Source organism: Candidatus Protochlamydia phocaeensis (assembly GCF_001545115.1).
GTDB lineage: Bacteria > Chlamydiota > Chlamydiia > Chlamydiales > Parachlamydiaceae > Protochlamydia_A > Protochlamydia_A phocaeensis.
Genome location: NZ_FCNU01000030.1, coordinates 32,541 through 49,049 on the forward strand (window position 1 = coordinate 32,541; position 16,509 = coordinate 49,049).

A 16,509-nucleotide genomic window follows, 5' to 3' on the forward strand; every position below is an offset into this window, starting at 1 on the left:
AAGAGCTGAAATGAGAGATTTTACTTCAAATGTCAAGGTTTATCAGGAAATAGCCGAGTGAATGAACGATTTTCAAAGATAAATTCATTGAAAGATGAGTTAAAGGCGATTAAATTCAGCCTTTAAAAGGCGAAGTCTTGTTAAAAAAAAGGGCCGATTTCCTAAGAAATCAGCCCATAGAAACCCTCTATTTTACAGTGATTATGCAGCTGCTGCAGATTGATTAGTAGAGGTAGCAAATGCTTGATTGAAAATGTCTTCGGCTGCGCGCGGCGTAATTAACTTGGCACCCTTTCTGTCTTTCAGATAGTGATAATTGCCGCCTTCCCAGTAAGGCATTCCCCTACCTTGTTCAACGATCTGCTCTAAAGACAGACCTTTTCTCTTATCTTTTGCATCTTCGATAAGGTGAATGAAGACGTTGCCTTGCGCAACAGCGTTAAGTTCCATCGCAGTGATTCCACCGGAGCGAGTAATCGTTGCATTCGCTCTTGCCATCATAGGAGCGATTTGCTGATCCGATTGGAAAGCAAGAGGAACAACAGCTAAGTTTTGCGGATAATCGGCTTTTTGCCTTTCCGCCTCTACTAGATCGGCCACTTGCTTCATCAGAGAATTAGAACCCGGCACATGCTTTCCACAGAAGGCAAAGAAACGAATAGGCTCTTTTGAATCGGATTTTTTAGCCCATTCAATCGTATTTTTTACATAATCTAATGTCGACTGAATAGATGTTTGGCTGCCCAACATGAGAGCAAAAACCTTTTCATTTTCTTTTAAATCAAATTCTATAACCGAACCCTGCTCTGTTTCTTTAGTCGTTAATTTATCTTCTCCCGTGCTCTTCTTAATTAAAGTCAATTCTTCTTCAGAAGCCTTTACTTGAAGCTGATTAATCTTTTCCCCTCTTTCGTTTTTAGCCTGCTGCTCGATAAAAGTCGATCGAATAGGAGCTTCATCATACTTAATTTCTCCTCTTGCCAAAGACATGCCTGTATGACGCTTCCAAAACTCCTCTTCTGTCTGGCCTTTATAGTCCAGCAAAGGAGAATTTGTGGTAATTAACGTGCAGACCTTGCGATCATTCGCACTCATTCTCTTAACTGCATTGTAAAAGTTCTCCGTGCGAGGCCCGGGCAGCTCTGTCATGACAACAGACACTTTAATGGGCGGCTTGCCTAAACGGAAAACACGGTTAACAAAATTAGTTACGCGGACGGCTGCTACAATCGCTGGATTGGCAACAGGCTGCAAATTAAGAACTGTCTCAACATCATGCTTGCGCAACCAGTAAAGTGTTTTTACAAAGGTTGGCAGAGCCATGGCAAGATCGCCAAAATAGTGATACGTCAGTGGGCGATTAAGTCCATCAATATCTTCTTTCTTTTGATTTTGATTCCAAATATCTACTAAATAGCCACCAAGCCAATCGCCTAAGACATCCTTTAAAATATCTTTTGTAACAGTAGTAATTCTTTGGTCTGTTCCATTTAATTGATTTCTTTTCGCAATAAGTTTGTTAAGTTTATCGGCAGCTTGAACATGACCTCCGCCACACGAATTACTAATCATCAAACACTTTTGATTATCATTCATCAAATTGACTAAGTCCATTCTCTCATCCTTGTTTTAAAACTCATTATTTTTAAAACTATTTTAAAATAAATCCATTTGTTTTGTTTTAAAGTATTATAAAATAATTATAAATTTTTTAATAGTAAAATTTAATATAAGCTTGATTTTCATTCAATCAATAAATTTCTCTAGTAAATGCTTTTTAAATGAGAAATTAAATGGTTATTAACCAGAGTTTGGAGTTCTTTTCCCTAGGGAGCGAAAGGTCTCCTAGGGGAAAAGAACTTGAATCTAGGCCATTAGCAGTTTTGAGAACTCCTTTTTAGGGGCCTAATAGATTTTAAGATGAGCGTTGAGGGGCAATCAAAGAAAGGGCCTTCCAGCTGATATGCTTAAGGCGCCATCCATATAATAAGCCGGCTGTGAGACTGTAAAAAAGGCAAATTAAAGAGGCTGATTCAATTGTGCCTTTCTTTTCTACAATTAAAAAATACGTAGGTAGGACAAGGAAAACCCAAACAGATAAGGAACCGGCTATCATGAGAAAGACTGTATCTCCGGCAGCGGTCAGTACGCCGGAGAATAAAAGCCGGATGCCTTCAAATAAGAGATAAAAGCAAATATAGAACAGGCAGATTTTCAGACTCTCTTCTAAAGAATGCAAAGTAACCGAAGAGGCGTCCGGCAAAAAATCGGAAGCAAGGCGATGGGAAAATAGCATAAACAGGCCAAGAAGAGCCAAAAAGAACAGACCATGCAGTCTGATGCCAGATAAAATGACCTGTTTGATCAAATGGATTTTTCGCGCGCCAATCAAATTGCCGGTCAAGGCTCCTGCCGCCTTACTGATGCCTTCTGCAAAAAAGAATAATAGAATGACAATGCTTTGGGAAATGCCCGCAATGGTGATATGGCGCTCGCTGACCAAGGTCATCATATAATAAAAAGAGGCCCATCCCAATAATTCAATGACAATAAAGAGGGCTCCCGGAAAACCGATGCGTACGCATTGCCAAAAAGCTTTGGCTTGCAAGGCATAGCAATTAGTGCCATAAGTGGACCGATTCGAAAAATTGAGGAAAACGGCCGCTAAAACAAGGGCTTGGAAGATCGAACTTCCGCTTGTGGCAATCGCAGCGCCTTTGACTCCCATAGGAGGCAAGAAATCTCCCATTCCAAAAATTAACAGATAGTCGAGTCCGGCATTGACGAGATTGGCTCCGATGGCCAGTCCTGTAATCAACCGAGTTTTGCCTTGTCCGATGAAAAAACCGCATAAAGCCCCATAAAGGGCAAAGCTTGGGCCAAACAGCATCATCCAACTGAAGTACTCTTTCTCTAGTTGATGGGCAGTCCCCGCTCCATAAAACCAATCTCCGCCGTAGAGGCTTAAGGGAATAAAGAAAAGAGCAGAAAATAGGCTTAGCCAAATCATTTGCCAGACAGGTTCGCCTAACCGTTTTTTGCATTCGGCTCCATTGTATTGAGCCACAAACACCTCGGCAATGCTTGCCAAAACCATCCATCCATAGACATAAGCCCATCCTAGTGTCATGGCATTGGCGACAGCGTTAAAGGCTTCCAAGGAATAGCGCGCTAAAAAAAGACGGTCGACGAAGACCATAGACATGACGGATAAGGAAGACAGCATAAGAGGAAAAGCGATATGAATCAGCTCGCGCAAGCTTCCTTCTGGAAAACGGGTCAACGCCATAAAGCCTCTCATTTTAAATGTATAAGAAAAATAAAAGCAAAAATTCTAAGCTTTTATTTCTAATAAATCCATGGATAGGCTTCAAATTATAAAATAAAAAATCATTTTTTATGACCTCAAATAAGAACTATAGCAAAATTCGACGTTCTGCTAGCATCGAGAATCATAAATAAAGAACTTAATTCAGAGCAAACTATGAGAAAAGACTTGATTGTAGCCGGCAATCGCTTCTTGCGCATTCTTTATCAATTCATGACATTGTTTGTCATCATGGGCTTATTGACGGGATGCGAATCGCGCAAGATCATTGTCAACGGCTTGGATGAAAAAGAGGCCAATGAAATTCTGGTTTATCTCGCCACAAAAAACATCGATGCCGTTAAGGTTCAAGCAGCAGGCGGTGATGCAGGCGGCGGAGGAAAAGCAGTTTTATGGAATATTAGTGTAGAAGCCTCTCAAGCCAATGAAGCCATGGCGCTGTTAAATCAGGTTGGGCTTCCCCGTCGAAAAGGGCAAAGCTTATTAGGCATTTTTGCGAACACCTCCCTTGTTCCATCGGGAATGCAAGAAAAAGTCCGCTATCAAGCCGGATTGGCCGAACAAATTGCCAGCACGATTCGAAAAATTGACGGCATTTTGGATGCCGACGTGCAAATTTCTTTTCCCGAAGAAGATCCTCTCAATCCAGGTGCAAACAAGCAAAAAATTACAGCCTCTGTCTATGTCAAGCATAATGGAATTCTGGACGATCCCAATGCCCACTTAGTGACCCGCATTAAGCGTCTTGTGGCAGGCAGTATTAATGGATTGGATTATGACAACGTGACAGTGATTGGAGATCGAGCACGCTATGGCGATACGTTAGGGCTATCCATGCCTCTTTCAGAAGAGGAAAAACAGTATGTGAATGTATGGTCCCTCATTATAGCGAAGGAATCCCTTACCCGTTTTCGCATCATCTTCTTTTCTTTTACCCTTTCTCTTGTTATTCTCTTACTAGCGTTAACTTGGCTGCTTTGGAAGTTTCTCCCCATTCTTAAGCAAGCAGGAGGAATTAAGCAATTGTTCTCTTTCCATCCCATCCATCCGGAGAATGTAGGAGCTGCGGCTTCCAAAGAAGTGGAAGCTGCGCCTAAAGAGGAGGTTAAGCCGGCTGCAGGTGAAGATAGCGATACGGCTAATAAGGGAATTGATGAGACTTAATTGTCTACAGCCTATTTAAGAAGAGGAAAGTTATGGATAAAAGAGGCTGGATGATGTTCAAAGTCTTCATCAATCGCTACAATCCCAAAGCGGGCGAAACGCTATTGAAATTTCTTCCAGAAGAAGACAGGCGAGTCGCGCTTAGTCAAGATATTCTTTCTTCCGACCTTGCCCCTCTTCTTTATCAGCCTCATAAGCTATTCGAACGCATGCATTATTCTTGGATCCAGCCTCTGCTGGAGCAATTTCCCGAGCGGCTGCATCCCCTTGTCACAGCGGCTTTAACGGCTGAGCAAGTGTCGGGCTTAACCGCTTCTCCTCCGCTTGTCAGTGTAGCAGACCCCGTCCGCACCTTTATCATCAATCAGCTATACACCCTATTGAAGGCGGATGAGCACCTTCCTTTGGAGTATTTGCCAGAGGCCGAATTTTCTCCTTTGGCCAAATGGGACAAAAACAAGCTGATCTTGCTGATTGATTTATTAGGACTGCATGATTTGGCTTCCGAGGTGCGCCACATTGTCAACAAAAACCATTTAAAAAACATTTATAGCTGCCTATCATCCAAACAGCTTTATTACTTAAATGTTTGCCTCCATCAAAAAGAAACCATTATTGCTCCTAAGCTGGGCATTGACCCCTCTAAGAAAGATTGCAAAACCCTCAAGCGGATTGTTCATCGCCGTGGGCTTTTGCGTTTGGGAAAAGCGCTCTGTGGGCAGCATCCCGATCTAGTCTGGTACATTGCTCATGTGTTAGACATAGGCAGGGGAAAAATGCTATTAAAGACCTATCAGTCGGACTCTTCCCCGAAGGTCACTCCATTTTTAAAAACGCAAGTCATCAACCTTATGAATTTCCTAAAAAGCGAGTAGACTGTGAGCAAAAAGTTTTTTAGCCTCATTTATGGAGACCACATCCACATCGCCCCTAAGACCAAGCATATCCCTGCAGATAATTTTTCCACTTTATTAGAGGCCGGCGAAGTCCTGGAGCACATTAAACAAGATGCGGAAAAATATCGCATGCAAGTCGCTCAGGAATGCGAAGAGATAAAAGAAAAAGCCCACAAAGAAGGCTATGAAGAAGGCTTTGCCAAATGGGCCGAACATCTTGTTAATCTTGAAAAAGAAATTGAATCGGTCCATAAGGAACTGCAGCAACTTGTCATTCCCGTTGCGCTAAAAGCAGCCCAAAAAATTGTGGGAAGGGAAATTGAGCTTTCAGAAGACGTCATTGTCGATATCGTGGCTGCCAATTTAAAAGCTGTTGCCCAGCACAAGAAAATCACTATCTATGTCAATAAAAAAGATTTAGAGATTCTAGAGAAAAATAAGCCGCGCCTCCGGGATTTGTTTGAAAGCTTAGAAAGCTTGTCCATTCGCCCGCGCGATGATGTTGCCCCTGGCGGCTGTGTGATTGAAACAGAAATCGGCATTATCAACGCCCAGTTGGAACACCGCTGGCGCGTTTTAGAAAAAGCATTCGAGAAATTGGCCAAAAATAATATTGAGCCTGCAAAAAGCAGCTAAGGTGTCATATGTATCTATCCAAGCTTTGTTCTTTTAAATCAGCTTTCTGTCTGCTAGCTATTTTGGCCGTTCTCAGCCTGGCTCCCGACTCCCTTTATTCTCAAGCCACCTCGACGCCAGCTGCTAACGCCTCTTCCACCAATGCTGCTTCGACCAATCCTTCAACTCCGGCAACTGCATCCCCATCGGCACCAACTTCAGCGTCGCGATCGACGACCAGCACGACCCCTTCTGTCATTAAGCCTTTAAAACCAATTCCAAGGCCTCCCGCTCCGGCTTATCCTCCCAAGAAGCCGACACTGACCCCCGAACAAGAGTCCTACCAAGCCTCGGAAGCGGTTGCATCCAACTTCAAACGGCCTTCGCTTGTGACACAGGCGGTCATGCTGACGCTCTTGTCGCTTATGCCGTTCATCATTATGATTTTGACTTCTTTCTTAAAGATTGTCATTGTCCTTTCTCTTTTGCGAACAGCGCTAGGCGTTCAACAAGCGCCCCCAAACCAAATCATCAACGGCGTGGCCTTTTTGATCAGCTTATTTATCATGTATCCCACCGCCATCAAAATGTATGATGCAGCGCAAACCGTTATCAACCAATCCCAAGTGCCGGACTCTCTTCTTTCACCTGCTTCCTCCACCTATGTCATCGACGTAGCCGCTGCGGCAGCCGGACCCATGAAAGATTACTTAAAGAGAAATAGTTCGCCCAGGCACCAAGCGCTCTTTTATCGCTTGGTCTACCGCGGGCTGCCAGACGATTACCGCGCCACCTTAAAGCCAGATGATATCATCGTATTAGTCCCTTCCTATATCACTGGGCAGTTAAAAGACGCATTTGAAATCGGCGTTTTGATCTACATCCCCTTCTTTGTCATCGACCTTGTGACCTCCAATATTTTATTGGCGATGGGGATGATGATGCTTTCTCCCGTTACGATCTCCATGCCATTAAAACTCTTCTTATTAGTGATGCTAGATGGATGGACGATTCTCATTGAAGGGCTAGTCAAAACATTCCAATAAGGGGCTTTACACCATGTTTCAATCACAAGTCATTCAGCTCGCTTACCAAGGGATGCTACTGATTCTAATTCTTTCCGCTCCCCCCATCTTAGTCAGCATGTTCTTTGGAATTATTGTCGCCATTTTTCAGGCGGCCACGCAAATTCAGGAACAAACGCTCTCTTTCACCATTAAGCTGGTGGCCGTGACGTTGACCTTGATGTTTTTGGGAGGATGGCTGGGATCGCAAATTATGTCTTTTGCCAATGATATTTTCGTAAATTTTCCTCAATGGAGTGTGCTTAGCAGCAAAAACTAGGCGCAAGAAGGCAAGAATAAGGCAGCTTTCTTATGACAGAAGACTATGTTTCTCTGTACATCAATACAGCATTTTCTCTTAATGATCCGTTGGCGTTCTTCGGCCTATTCTTTCTTTTTTTGGGCAGAATGCTGCCCATTATAGCCTTGGCTCCCTTTTTCGGCGCGCGCGTCCTTCCCCATCCCGTCAAAGTCGCCTTGGGCATTTCTTTTTTTGCCATTTTTTTTCCCCAGCTTATCTTTGTCACGACGACTCCGCTTGACTTCAATCTGTGGCTGGTCCTTTATTTGATCAAAGAGATTTTTGTGGGCATTCTCATCGGCTATATGATCAGCCTTCCCTTTATTATTGTGCAAAACGCAGGGATTCTCATCGACCACCAACGCGGAGCCTCCAGCTTGATGGTCAACGACCCGACGATCCAAAACCAGTCCTCTCCTCTCGGCACCCTTTTTAACCTCGTCCTCATCTACCTCTTTTTCATGATCGACGGCCCTTTCGTCGTATTGGACATCGTTTCCCAATCGTACAATTACCTCCCTCCCGATAAGTTCATCAACGGCAGTTTCTTCGACTTCAATTCGAAATATTTTACCGATATTATGGGCATCATGGGCAAAGTCATGATTTCCAGCACCCAGCTGGCAGCTCCTGCCCTCATCATCATTTTGATGACAGATTTTTTTCTGGGAATCGCCAATCGCTTGGCTCCCCAAGTCCAAATCACCTTTTTGGGCATGCCCCTCAAATCTTTATTGGCGCTGGCCATTGTCTTCTTCGGCTGGCAGCTATTCACCAAGCAACTTGTCGACGACAGCTATACCTGGCTCAATTACCTCTACTTGCTTATCCAGCAGTTCCAGCCGGCTACTTAAGAAGCCCCTCTCTGTTTCCGAAATAGCCGGATTATCTAAGGGATTTTCAACAGGCAGCAAACAGGCCTATTTAATTTTATAACGAACTTCAAAAATATTTTAAAAATCAAAACAGCTTAAACTAAAACTAAAATTAAATTGATTTAATCAAATAACTTAACTATATTTTTTATCGCTAATTTTTATTATTTAAATAAAAGGAATTCAATATGGTCGCTCCTGCTCATAATTTATCCGGCCTGTCAGCTGAATTTTGGCAGCTCCTTGATGGACAATTGGATATGCAAACTATCCTAAATCTGCATGCCACTTGCCACAAAGGGCGAAAAGTTATCAATCCCCACTTTATCCTGGCCCAGCAAGTATCTGAATTAGCCCGAAAAGCGAATCTGTCTTCTTCTCAAGGTTATTGCTCAAAGAATTCCCAGCGCGTCTATGCACTTATTCAAAAGGAAGGGATTCAGAAATATATGCAAGGCTTCATCCAAGAAGATTGTACGCTTGATGCAGCCAAAAGAGATCTGCAAGCGCAGTATAATCGATTGCAATGGACGGAAAAAAAAGAACTGTCTCCGGTTTCATTAAAGCATATCTATGGCACTGTAAAAGCGATTGCAAGCATCAAAGCCGATTATCAGCTCGCTAAAAAAGTTGCTGAGGCGGCCAGCGGAGTCTCCTTATTGGAACAGCACTATTTATCAAATGATGTGGATACTGTTTACGACCATATTAAATCAAATGGGTTGGATAACTACATTCAGAAATTGTCCCTGGAACTGTTTTGTTCAAGAGGAACGGACTATGAAGAGAGCCAAAATATTTTTAACAAAATTGGCTATCAATACGAAACGCGTTGGGATGGCTACAGCCATCAATGCCAAATCAAAAAATTAACTCTGCCGTCCTTGGCCGATCTCTAAAGAGATCAGCCAAGAAAGCTTTACCTCTCTTTCAGAGAGGTAAAGGAGATAGGTGAGCGCACTTGTTCGTCCAATAAAAAGCACGCTTGCTCATAGCCAGTAAAAAACTCTAATCGCTTGGATTCGATTTCTTTTCCCTTCTAGGAGAAAATAATCTCGCCTACAAGCGATTAGCAGTTTCAAGACATCTTTTCAGACTTCCTTGAATTTACTAAACCTATAAATTTAATTTAAATTATTTTTTATTTAATGCTTATTTTATCTTTATCAGGTAAAATTAACTCTATTATTAATTCAAACGAATACAATTGTTAGTAATTCAAATTAATAAATAAGGAGGATAAGAATGCTAAAAAAACAGCTATTATATATGGGAATGGGCTTAATGGCCTTATCGCTCTTGTCTTCTTGGAATTTGCCTGCTGCCGTTTCCCGGCAATACACCGTCCAACCCTATAATGAAGACACCCTCAACGAGCTGAAAAGCAAAGCCGAGAAAAAGAAGCAAAAGCAGAAACAAGCCGCCCGAGACAAACTGGACCGGGCGCGCTTTGCCCATCTGGCCCACTACAAGAACAAGCTCGCCCGCTTTGCCGAGCGCGACGGCTTTATTTGGTTTTATGACAAAGAAAATAAGTACACATTTTTCCTGGGCAATTTCTATCCGGCTTCTGTGAAGCTGTGGAATATGGAGTTCTCCTGCTCGGAAGCGGCTTTTCAAGCTGCCAAATTTTTGCACAAGCCTGCCTTAGCCGCTCGCTTTACGCGCTTGAATGGAGAAGACGCCTGGAAGCTGGCCCAAAGGCATAGCTACGAGCAGCGCGACGATTGGTATAAGCTGCGGGATGCCATCATGCTGGAAGTGCTGAGGGCCAAGTTTCAGCAGCACCCGCAGCTCAACGAGCTATTGCTAGCCACAGGGGATGCCTATTTAGTTGAACACACCGACCGGGATGCCTACTGGGCAGATGGAGGAGACGGCAAGGGGAAAAACCGCTTGGGACAGCTTCTCATGCAAGTAAGAGCTGAAAAAGGAGGCGTCGGACCCGTCTCTAAGCCCTCCAAGTATAGAAAATTTGCTGCTGAGTAGCCGGGCAATTGAGCATTTCTTGAGGTTATTTATTAGAGGGATTTTGAATGCCTAATGGATTCAATTACCCCTCTCCCGCCCGTAATAGCCGCTCGGCAATGGTTTCCCATAATCCCTCGCGCGGAAAATCCATATCGACCCAGGCGACTCTAGCTCCCTCGAAATCGAGCTGCCGCAGCGCTTGATAGAGATTGACCGCCACTTCTTCCGCATCTAAGAGAGACCCCAGATAAAGCACGCGGCTATGAAGCGGATAGGAGCGTTCCTTGAATCCCAAGATAAAAGGAGCCCCTTCCATCTGTTCGCGGTCGCCCAAAATGAGCTTAGCGCGCGGAGCATAATGGCGGAATAATTGCCCGGGGCACAGCGGCTGCTCGTGCTTGAAGGCCTTCAGGTTTTCGGGCTGATAACCCAAAACGAGCGCAAAAACAGCCGGAGCAAGCGCTCCTAGCCTTACGACAACCCAGCGCGGATGTTGATAATACAAAATAGTGGATTCCACCCCTTTGTCGCATCCGCCTCCATCCAAAACGGGAAAATCGCGACCGAAATCCTCTTCTACGTGCTCAGGCCTCGTTGCCGAAGGCTTACCCGATAAATTAGCCGAAGGCATGACTAAAGGCCCCGTTTCTTTTAGCACTTCTAAAGCTAATGGATGTTGGGGCATGCGAAAGCCCGCTGTCGGCAAGCCGGAACGCACAGAAGCGGGGACGCGCTCAGGCTGAATGGGAACAATCAAGGTGAGGGGTCCCGGCCAAAAAGCCTCGGCCAATTCTTTGAAGTGAGGCGGCAGCTCTTTGGAACAGTCCACAACCGTTTTAATATCGGCCACATGAATAATTAAGGGATTCGTCGACGGCCTGCCTTTAATTTGAAAGATCTGCTCGATGGCTACCGGTTGGTCCAAGCAGGCAGCAAGCCCGTAAACCGTTTCTGTCGGCATCGCTACGACTTGGCCGGATCGGAGTAATTGGATCGCTTGTTTGACTGAAACGCGCATGTGATTCTATGGCTTTAATTGAGGAATAATGGAGTGAAGGGCTTGCTCCAATAGATCGATCTCTTCGAAAGTATTGTAAAAGGCAAAGGAAGCGCGGGCCGTTGCCGAGACGTTAAAGAAACGCATGACAGGCTGCGCGCAATGATGGCCGGTTCTTAAAGCAATGCCTTTTAAATCGAGCATGGTTCCCACATCGAGGGCATGAGCCCCTTCTATGACAAAACTGATTAAAGCGCCTTTTTGGCCGGCTTGTCCGATGATGCGCAGGCCGGGGATTTTTTCCAGCTTTTGCGTGGCATAGCGCAAAAGCTCGTGCTCGTACGCTTGAATGGCCTCCATGCCTATTTCTTGAAGATAATCGAGAGCTGCCCCCAGTCCCATGACTTCGGCAATCATCGGCGTGCCCGCCTCAAACTTTAAAGGCAGCGTATTATAGGTCGTTTTTGGAAAAGTCACGGTCTCAATCATATCTCCGCCTCCCTGATAAGGAGGCATTTGCTCTAGCAGCTGCTCTTTTCCGTATAAAATGCCGATTCCCGTCGGGCCCAAAATTTTATGGCCGGAGAAAACGAAAAAGTCCGCGCCCAAGTCTTGCACGTCGATTTTAAGATGCGGAGCGCTCTGCGCTCCATCTACCAGTACTTTAGCTCCCGCCTCATGCGCTTTGGCGACAATTTCTTTAATGGGATTGATTGTTCCCAAAGAATTGGACACATGCGTGATGGCCACCAGGCGCGTCTTATCGCTTAAAAGCTTGACGTATTCTTCAAACAGCAATTCGCCTTTTTCATTCATGGGAATGACTTTGAGGACCGCTCCCCTGTCTTCGCATAGGATTTGCCAAGGGACAATATTGGAGTGGTGCTCCATGGCGCTAATGAGGATCTCATCTCCAGGCTGCACAAAAGCCTTTCCGAATGAATAAGCGACCATATTAATGGATTCTGTCGTCCCGCGCGTAAAGATCACCTCTTCCATTTTAGCCGCATTGAGAAAAGATCGCACCTTCAGCCTTGTCTTTTGATAATCCTCGCTCGAGCGAATGGCCAGCTCATAAACAGCGCGATGGACCGTCCCATAATGGTTGCGATAAAAGTCAGTGATCGTATCGATGACGACTTGAGGCTTCTGAGAAGTGGCAGCCGAATCCAGATAGACCAAGGGTTTTCCGTGCATCGTTTTGCTCAGCATGGGGAAATCCTGCCTTAAATGCTTGAAATCGACTCGGCTGCTTTCCTTCATAGAGATTTCCTTGTTAAATAGCTTTGGGCTTTTTTGGAGATAGCATCCCGTAAAGAGCCCAAAGGGATCATTTCAATTACTTGTTCGCAAAATCCATAGACCAGCAAATTCTTTGCTTCGGCATCAGGAAAACCGCGCGTCTTCATGTAAAACAGCTGATCAGGATCGAGCTGGCCGACTGTCGCTCCATGCGACGCCTTGACGTCATCGGCAAAAATTTCTAGATTAGGCTTGCTGTCTGCATGGGCGTGGTCATTCAAAATGAGGTTGTTATTGAGCTGGAAAGCCTCTGTCTTTTGAGCCGCCTGCCTAACCATGATCTTGCCTTCGAAACTGGAGCGGCTAAAATCATTGAGCGCGCCTTTGAACAACTGATAGGAGCGGCAATGAGGCGCTTGATGATCAATGAACACATGCGTATGCGCCTCCCTTTTCTCGGCCAACATCCACACGCCATTGAGCAAAGCCTCGGCATTTTCGCCCGTCAAAGCCACCCGGTAATCTGTACGCACCGTCGCGCTTCCTTCCGTCACGCAAACGCTCTTGAAAACCGCGCTGCGCTTGAGCTGCGCGCGCACAGCATCGAAATGCCAAGCGTGGGGATGTTCATTGCAAAGAACCTGCGTATAGCGCACATGCGCCTCTTCTTCAATCAAAAAATCGGCGGCTTGATTGACAAAATAAGCCTGCTCTCCCAAATTGTACTGTGAAAAGACAAGATTGACTTGCGAGCGCGATCCGGCAAAAACCTGCAAACGAGGCATCAGCATGGCCAGCTGCCCATCAAAATCGATGAGATGCAGCACCTGGATGGGCGTTTCGACAACTGTTTTGGGAGGAATGTAAATAAAGGCCCCTTTGGGGTGCAAGGCGCCGTTGAGAACGGCAAAGGGATCTTCCTCTTCTTTAAGCGCGCGATTCCACTGGTTATTTAAAAAAGCTCCATATGTGCGAGCCGCTTCCTGCAATGTCGTCACAACTATTTGCGACGGCAAGGCGCTTGTTTGGGACAGCTGCGGACAGTAATGTCCATTGACGAAAACCAGCACAGACTGCCGGCATTCGGGCTGAACAAAAGCGGCAATCCGCTCGGCCGTCAGTCCTGTTTCTTCCGCCACTTCATAGTTCTGCGAGAACAAATGACGCAATTTGATATAGCGATAAACTTCCGTCTGTTTGTTAGGCAAGCCTAAGTCCAAAAAATGCTGCCAAGCCTTTAAACGGGCCTTATACAAAGCATCGTCCTGCTTAACCTTAGCCAAGTGCCTTTCTAAAAGCGTTTTGAATAGTTCTTGTTCCAACCCCATTTGAGCCATCATGAAACAACTCCCTCGCTTGGCGAACGGACCAACCAATCATACCCCTTGCTTTCCAGCTCTAAAGCCAGCTCAGGACCTCCCGATTGCACAATTTTCCCTCCCAGCATCACATGGACAAACTGAGGTTTAATATAATCAAGCAGGCGCTGATAGTGCGTAATCAACAGTAAGCCCATGTCCGGATTCATCAATTGGTTCACCCCTCTGGCAACAATGCGCATGGCATCGATGTCTAATCCGGAATCCGTTTCATCCAAGACGGCCAGCTCGGGATTTAAAATCGCCATTTGCAAGATCTCATTGCGCTTCTTTTCTCCTCCGGAGAAATTTTCATTGACGTTCCGCTGGCGAAATTCGGGGCGGATCTCCATGAGTCTCATTTTGTCTTCAATTAATTTTTCAAATTCCGCTGCCGACAGTTCCCCTTCTCCACGCGCCTTGCGTTTGGCATTCAAAGCCATTTGAAGGAATTGCGTATTGCTGACCCCGGGAATCTCGACAGGATATTGGAAGCTCATGAATAAACCCAAATGGGCCCTTTCTTCAGGCTCGAGCTCTAAAAGATTCTGCCCTTTAAACCAGATTTCCCCGCCCGTGACCTCATAAGAGGGATGCCCGGCCAAGACTTTTGCCAGCGTGGATTTTCCGGCACCGTTGGGCCCCATAATAGCATGGATCTCTCCTGCTTGGATCTTCAAATTAACACCTGTTAAAATGGGATTGCCGTCGACGGAGGCTGTCAGATCTTTAATTTCTAGCATTGTTTTTTCCTAATCTAAATCTATTCTATCGAAAGGCAGCGCAGGCTGCCTTGAATTGTTTTTCTATCTTTATCCTACAGAGTTTTCAAGCTTGATCGCCAAGAGCTTTTGCGCTTCCGCGGCAAATTCTAAGGGAAGCTCCTGGATCACATCTTTGCAAAACCCATTTACAATCATATTGACCGCATCTTCTTTAGAAATGCCGCGCGATTGAAAGTAAAAAAGCTGTTCTTCGTTCATTTTTGAAGTCGACGCTTCATGCTCGATCTGGCTAGTTGCATTGCCTACTTCAATATAGGGAAATGTATTGGCCGAGCATTTATCCCCGACCAGCATCGAATCGCATTGCGTATAATTTCTGGCTCCAGTTGCTCGCGGAGCCACTTTGACCAAACCTCGGTAGCTATTGTGGGAGACGTCGGCGGAAATTCCTTTGGATACAATTGTGGAACGCGTATTCTTGCCTAGGTGGATCATCTTCGTCCCTGTATCGGCTTGCATATGACCGTTCGTGAGGGCGACCGAGTAGAATTCCCCAACGGAGTTATCCCCTTGTAAAATGCAACTAGGATACTTCCAGGTAATGGCAGCACCCACCTCGACTTGCGTCCAAGAGATTTTAGAGTTCACGCCTGCACAGCGGCCTCGCTTGGTCACAAAATTGAACACCCCGCCTTCTCCGGTCGCCGGGTTTCCGGAATACCAGTTTTGGACTGTCGCATACTTGATCTGCGCATTGTCCAAAGCGATCAGCTCAACAACCGCCGCATGCAGCTGGTGATTGCTATAGGCAGGGGCCGTGCATCCTTCCAAGTAGCTGACATAGGAGCCTTCTTCGGCAATGATCAAGGTACGCTCAAACTGGCCGGACTCTTTGTCGTTAATGCGGAAATAAGTCGACAGTTCCATCGGACAATGCACGCCTTTTGGAATATAAACAAAAGACCCATCGCTAAAAACGGCGGAATTCAAAGTGGCAAAATAGTTATCCCCAATGGGGACAACGCTTCCCAGATATTTTTTCACCAAATCAGAATGCGTGTGCATGGCTTCGGAAATCGAACACAACACCACACCCGCTTCTTCAAGCTTTTTCTTAAAAGTCGTCCCGATAGAAACGGAATCGAAAATCATATCGACAGCGACGTTGCTCAAACGCATCTGCTCTTCTAAAGGGATTCCCAGGCGCTCAAATGTACGCAAAACCTCAGGATCCACCTCGCTCAAATTATTCAAAGCCGGTTTCTTTTTAGGAGCCGAATAATAGGTGATATTCTGGTAGTCAATCTTTGGATAATTCACATTGGCCCAAACAGGCTCTTCGGACTCTAACCATCTCTGATAGGCTTTCAATCGAAAATCCAAAAGAAAATCCGGCTCATTTTTTTTAGCAGAAATGGCACGGATGATGTCTTCATTCAACCCCTTTGGCAAACTTTCGGTTTCAACTTCCGTGACAAACCCATACTTGTAATCTGAGTTGCTGCGACTAAACATGGACGATTCTGCCGTCATATCCTTCCTTAATTCTTAAAAAATTTAGCCTCTTAGGCTATCAATTTCTAATTATTCCTTCAATCCTGAAGGCAACTGTTGATAAAAAACATGAGCTGCTTAGATTTTGATCTTTTCGGCCTGTTAAAAGATTATTTTGCAGGCTACCTTATTTTAGCCAAGAAAGCAGACGGAAAAAAGCGAGGAAAGCTTGAGCAGCCTAAGAGGGTTTCTTAAAATTCATAATAACCTATCAGATCGCCCCTGTCAATTATATTTAATAGTTAAACCTTTAATTTTTAAAACAATCTATATTTATTTCTCGTTTTAATTTTAAATTTTCCATGCAAATTCAAATAAAATAATTAAAAAAGTAAATACATAGGCGAAGAAGAAAGCAATTAAAAATTTAATTGACTCTGAATTAAAGCTATGTAATTTTTAACGATTAACCAAAAAAT

At 44.9% G+C, this 16,509-nt stretch carries 15 protein-coding genes; 8 read left to right on the forward strand and 7 right to left on the reverse strand.

The window, feature by feature from the left end; genetic code table 11:
• Window positions 1-201: 201 nt before the first annotated feature.
• Together BN3769_RS11445 and BN3769_RS11450 are read right to left on the reverse strand one after the other, a co-directional pair.
• Window positions 202-1,614: a hypothetical protein gene (locus BN3769_RS11445; protein WP_068470709.1), complete on the reverse strand. Its 1,413-nt coding sequence runs from the start codon at window positions 1,612-1,614 to the stop codon at window positions 202-204.
• A gap of 301 nt (window positions 1,615-1,915) precedes the next feature.
• The gene (locus BN3769_RS11450) at window positions 1,916-3,289 is read right to left on the reverse strand and encodes an MATE family efflux transporter (protein ID WP_068470712.1); all 1,374 of its coding nucleotides are present in this window, start codon (window positions 3,287-3,289) and stop codon (window positions 1,916-1,918) included.
• A 195-nt stretch (window positions 3,290-3,484) separates the two neighbouring features.
• Here BN3769_RS11450 and sctJ point away from each other — a divergent pair, with 195 nt between their 5' ends.
• The 8 genes from sctJ (at window position 3,485) to BN3769_RS11490 (ending at window position 10,232) form a co-directional block, all read left to right on the forward strand.
• Complete coding sequence (gene sctJ, locus BN3769_RS11455) at window positions 3,485-4,492, forward strand: type III secretion system inner membrane ring lipoprotein SctJ (RefSeq protein WP_068470715.1); 1,008 nt, start codon at window positions 3,485-3,487, stop codon at window positions 4,490-4,492.
• A 32-nt stretch (window positions 4,493-4,524) separates the two neighbouring features.
• A complete protein-coding gene (locus tag BN3769_RS11460) occupies window positions 4,525-5,367 on the forward strand; it encodes a hypothetical protein (RefSeq protein WP_068470717.1) in 843 nt (280 codons plus the stop codon).
• 3 nt (window positions 5,368-5,370) lie between these two features.
• Window positions 5,371-6,024: an HrpE/YscL family type III secretion apparatus protein gene (locus BN3769_RS11465; RefSeq protein ID WP_068470719.1), complete on the forward strand. Its 654-nt coding sequence runs from the start codon at window positions 5,371-5,373 to the stop codon at window positions 6,022-6,024.
• 8 nt (window positions 6,025-6,032) lie between these two features.
• Window positions 6,033-7,049, forward strand: a complete 1,017-nt coding sequence (gene sctR, locus BN3769_RS11470; protein ID WP_068470721.1) for a type III secretion system export apparatus subunit SctR — start codon at window positions 6,033-6,035, stop codon at window positions 7,047-7,049.
• Between the two features lie 13 nt (window positions 7,050-7,062).
• Complete coding sequence (sctS, locus tag BN3769_RS11475; RefSeq protein WP_068470723.1) at window positions 7,063-7,347, forward strand: type III secretion system export apparatus subunit SctS; 285 nt, start codon at window positions 7,063-7,065, stop codon at window positions 7,345-7,347.
• A gap of 32 nt (window positions 7,348-7,379) precedes the next feature.
• Entirely contained in the window at window positions 7,380-8,222 is an 843-nt protein-coding gene (locus BN3769_RS11480; RefSeq protein WP_068470725.1) for an EscT/YscT/HrcT family type III secretion system export apparatus protein, read from the forward strand.
• Window positions 8,223-8,431: 209 nt separating this feature from the next.
• Window positions 8,432-9,142 (forward strand): hypothetical protein, encoded by a 711-nt coding sequence (locus BN3769_RS11485; protein ID WP_068470727.1) that lies wholly within the window; start codon window positions 8,432-8,434, stop codon window positions 9,140-9,142.
• 346 nt (window positions 9,143-9,488) lie between these two features.
• Entirely contained in the window at window positions 9,489-10,232 is a 744-nt protein-coding gene (locus BN3769_RS11490) for an NADAR family protein (RefSeq protein ID WP_068470729.1), read from the forward strand.
• 64 nt (window positions 10,233-10,296) lie between these two features.
• On the opposite strand, the gene BN3769_RS11495 is transcribed toward BN3769_RS11490, so the two are convergent.
• From BN3769_RS11495 to sufB, 5 genes are all read right to left on the reverse strand, one after another.
• A complete protein-coding gene (locus BN3769_RS11495; RefSeq protein WP_068470731.1) occupies window positions 10,297-11,232 on the reverse strand; it encodes an L-threonylcarbamoyladenylate synthase in 936 nt (311 codons plus the stop codon).
• Between the two features lie 6 nt (window positions 11,233-11,238).
• Window positions 11,239-12,474 carry a cysteine desulfurase gene (locus BN3769_RS11500; RefSeq protein WP_068470732.1) on the reverse strand — a complete coding sequence of 412 codons (1,236 nt, stop codon included), beginning with the start codon at window positions 12,472-12,474 and terminating at the stop codon, window positions 11,239-11,241.
• Window positions 12,471-13,793: a Fe-S cluster assembly protein SufD gene (sufD, locus tag BN3769_RS11505; RefSeq protein WP_068470734.1), complete on the reverse strand. Its 1,323-nt coding sequence runs from the start codon at window positions 13,791-13,793 to the stop codon at window positions 12,471-12,473. Before sufD ends, BN3769_RS11500 begins: the two co-directional genes overlap by 4 nt.
• Window positions 13,790-14,554, reverse strand: coding sequence for a Fe-S cluster assembly ATPase SufC (gene sufC, locus BN3769_RS11510; protein ID WP_068470736.1), 765 nt, complete (start codon window positions 14,552-14,554; stop codon window positions 13,790-13,792). The genes sufD and sufC overlap by 4 nt, the downstream gene beginning before the upstream one ends.
• Window positions 14,555-14,623: 69 nt before the next feature.
• Window positions 14,624-16,069, reverse strand: coding sequence for a Fe-S cluster assembly protein SufB (sufB, locus tag BN3769_RS11515; protein ID WP_068470738.1), 1,446 nt, complete (start codon window positions 16,067-16,069; stop codon window positions 14,624-14,626).
• Window positions 16,070-16,509 lie beyond the last annotated feature (440 nt).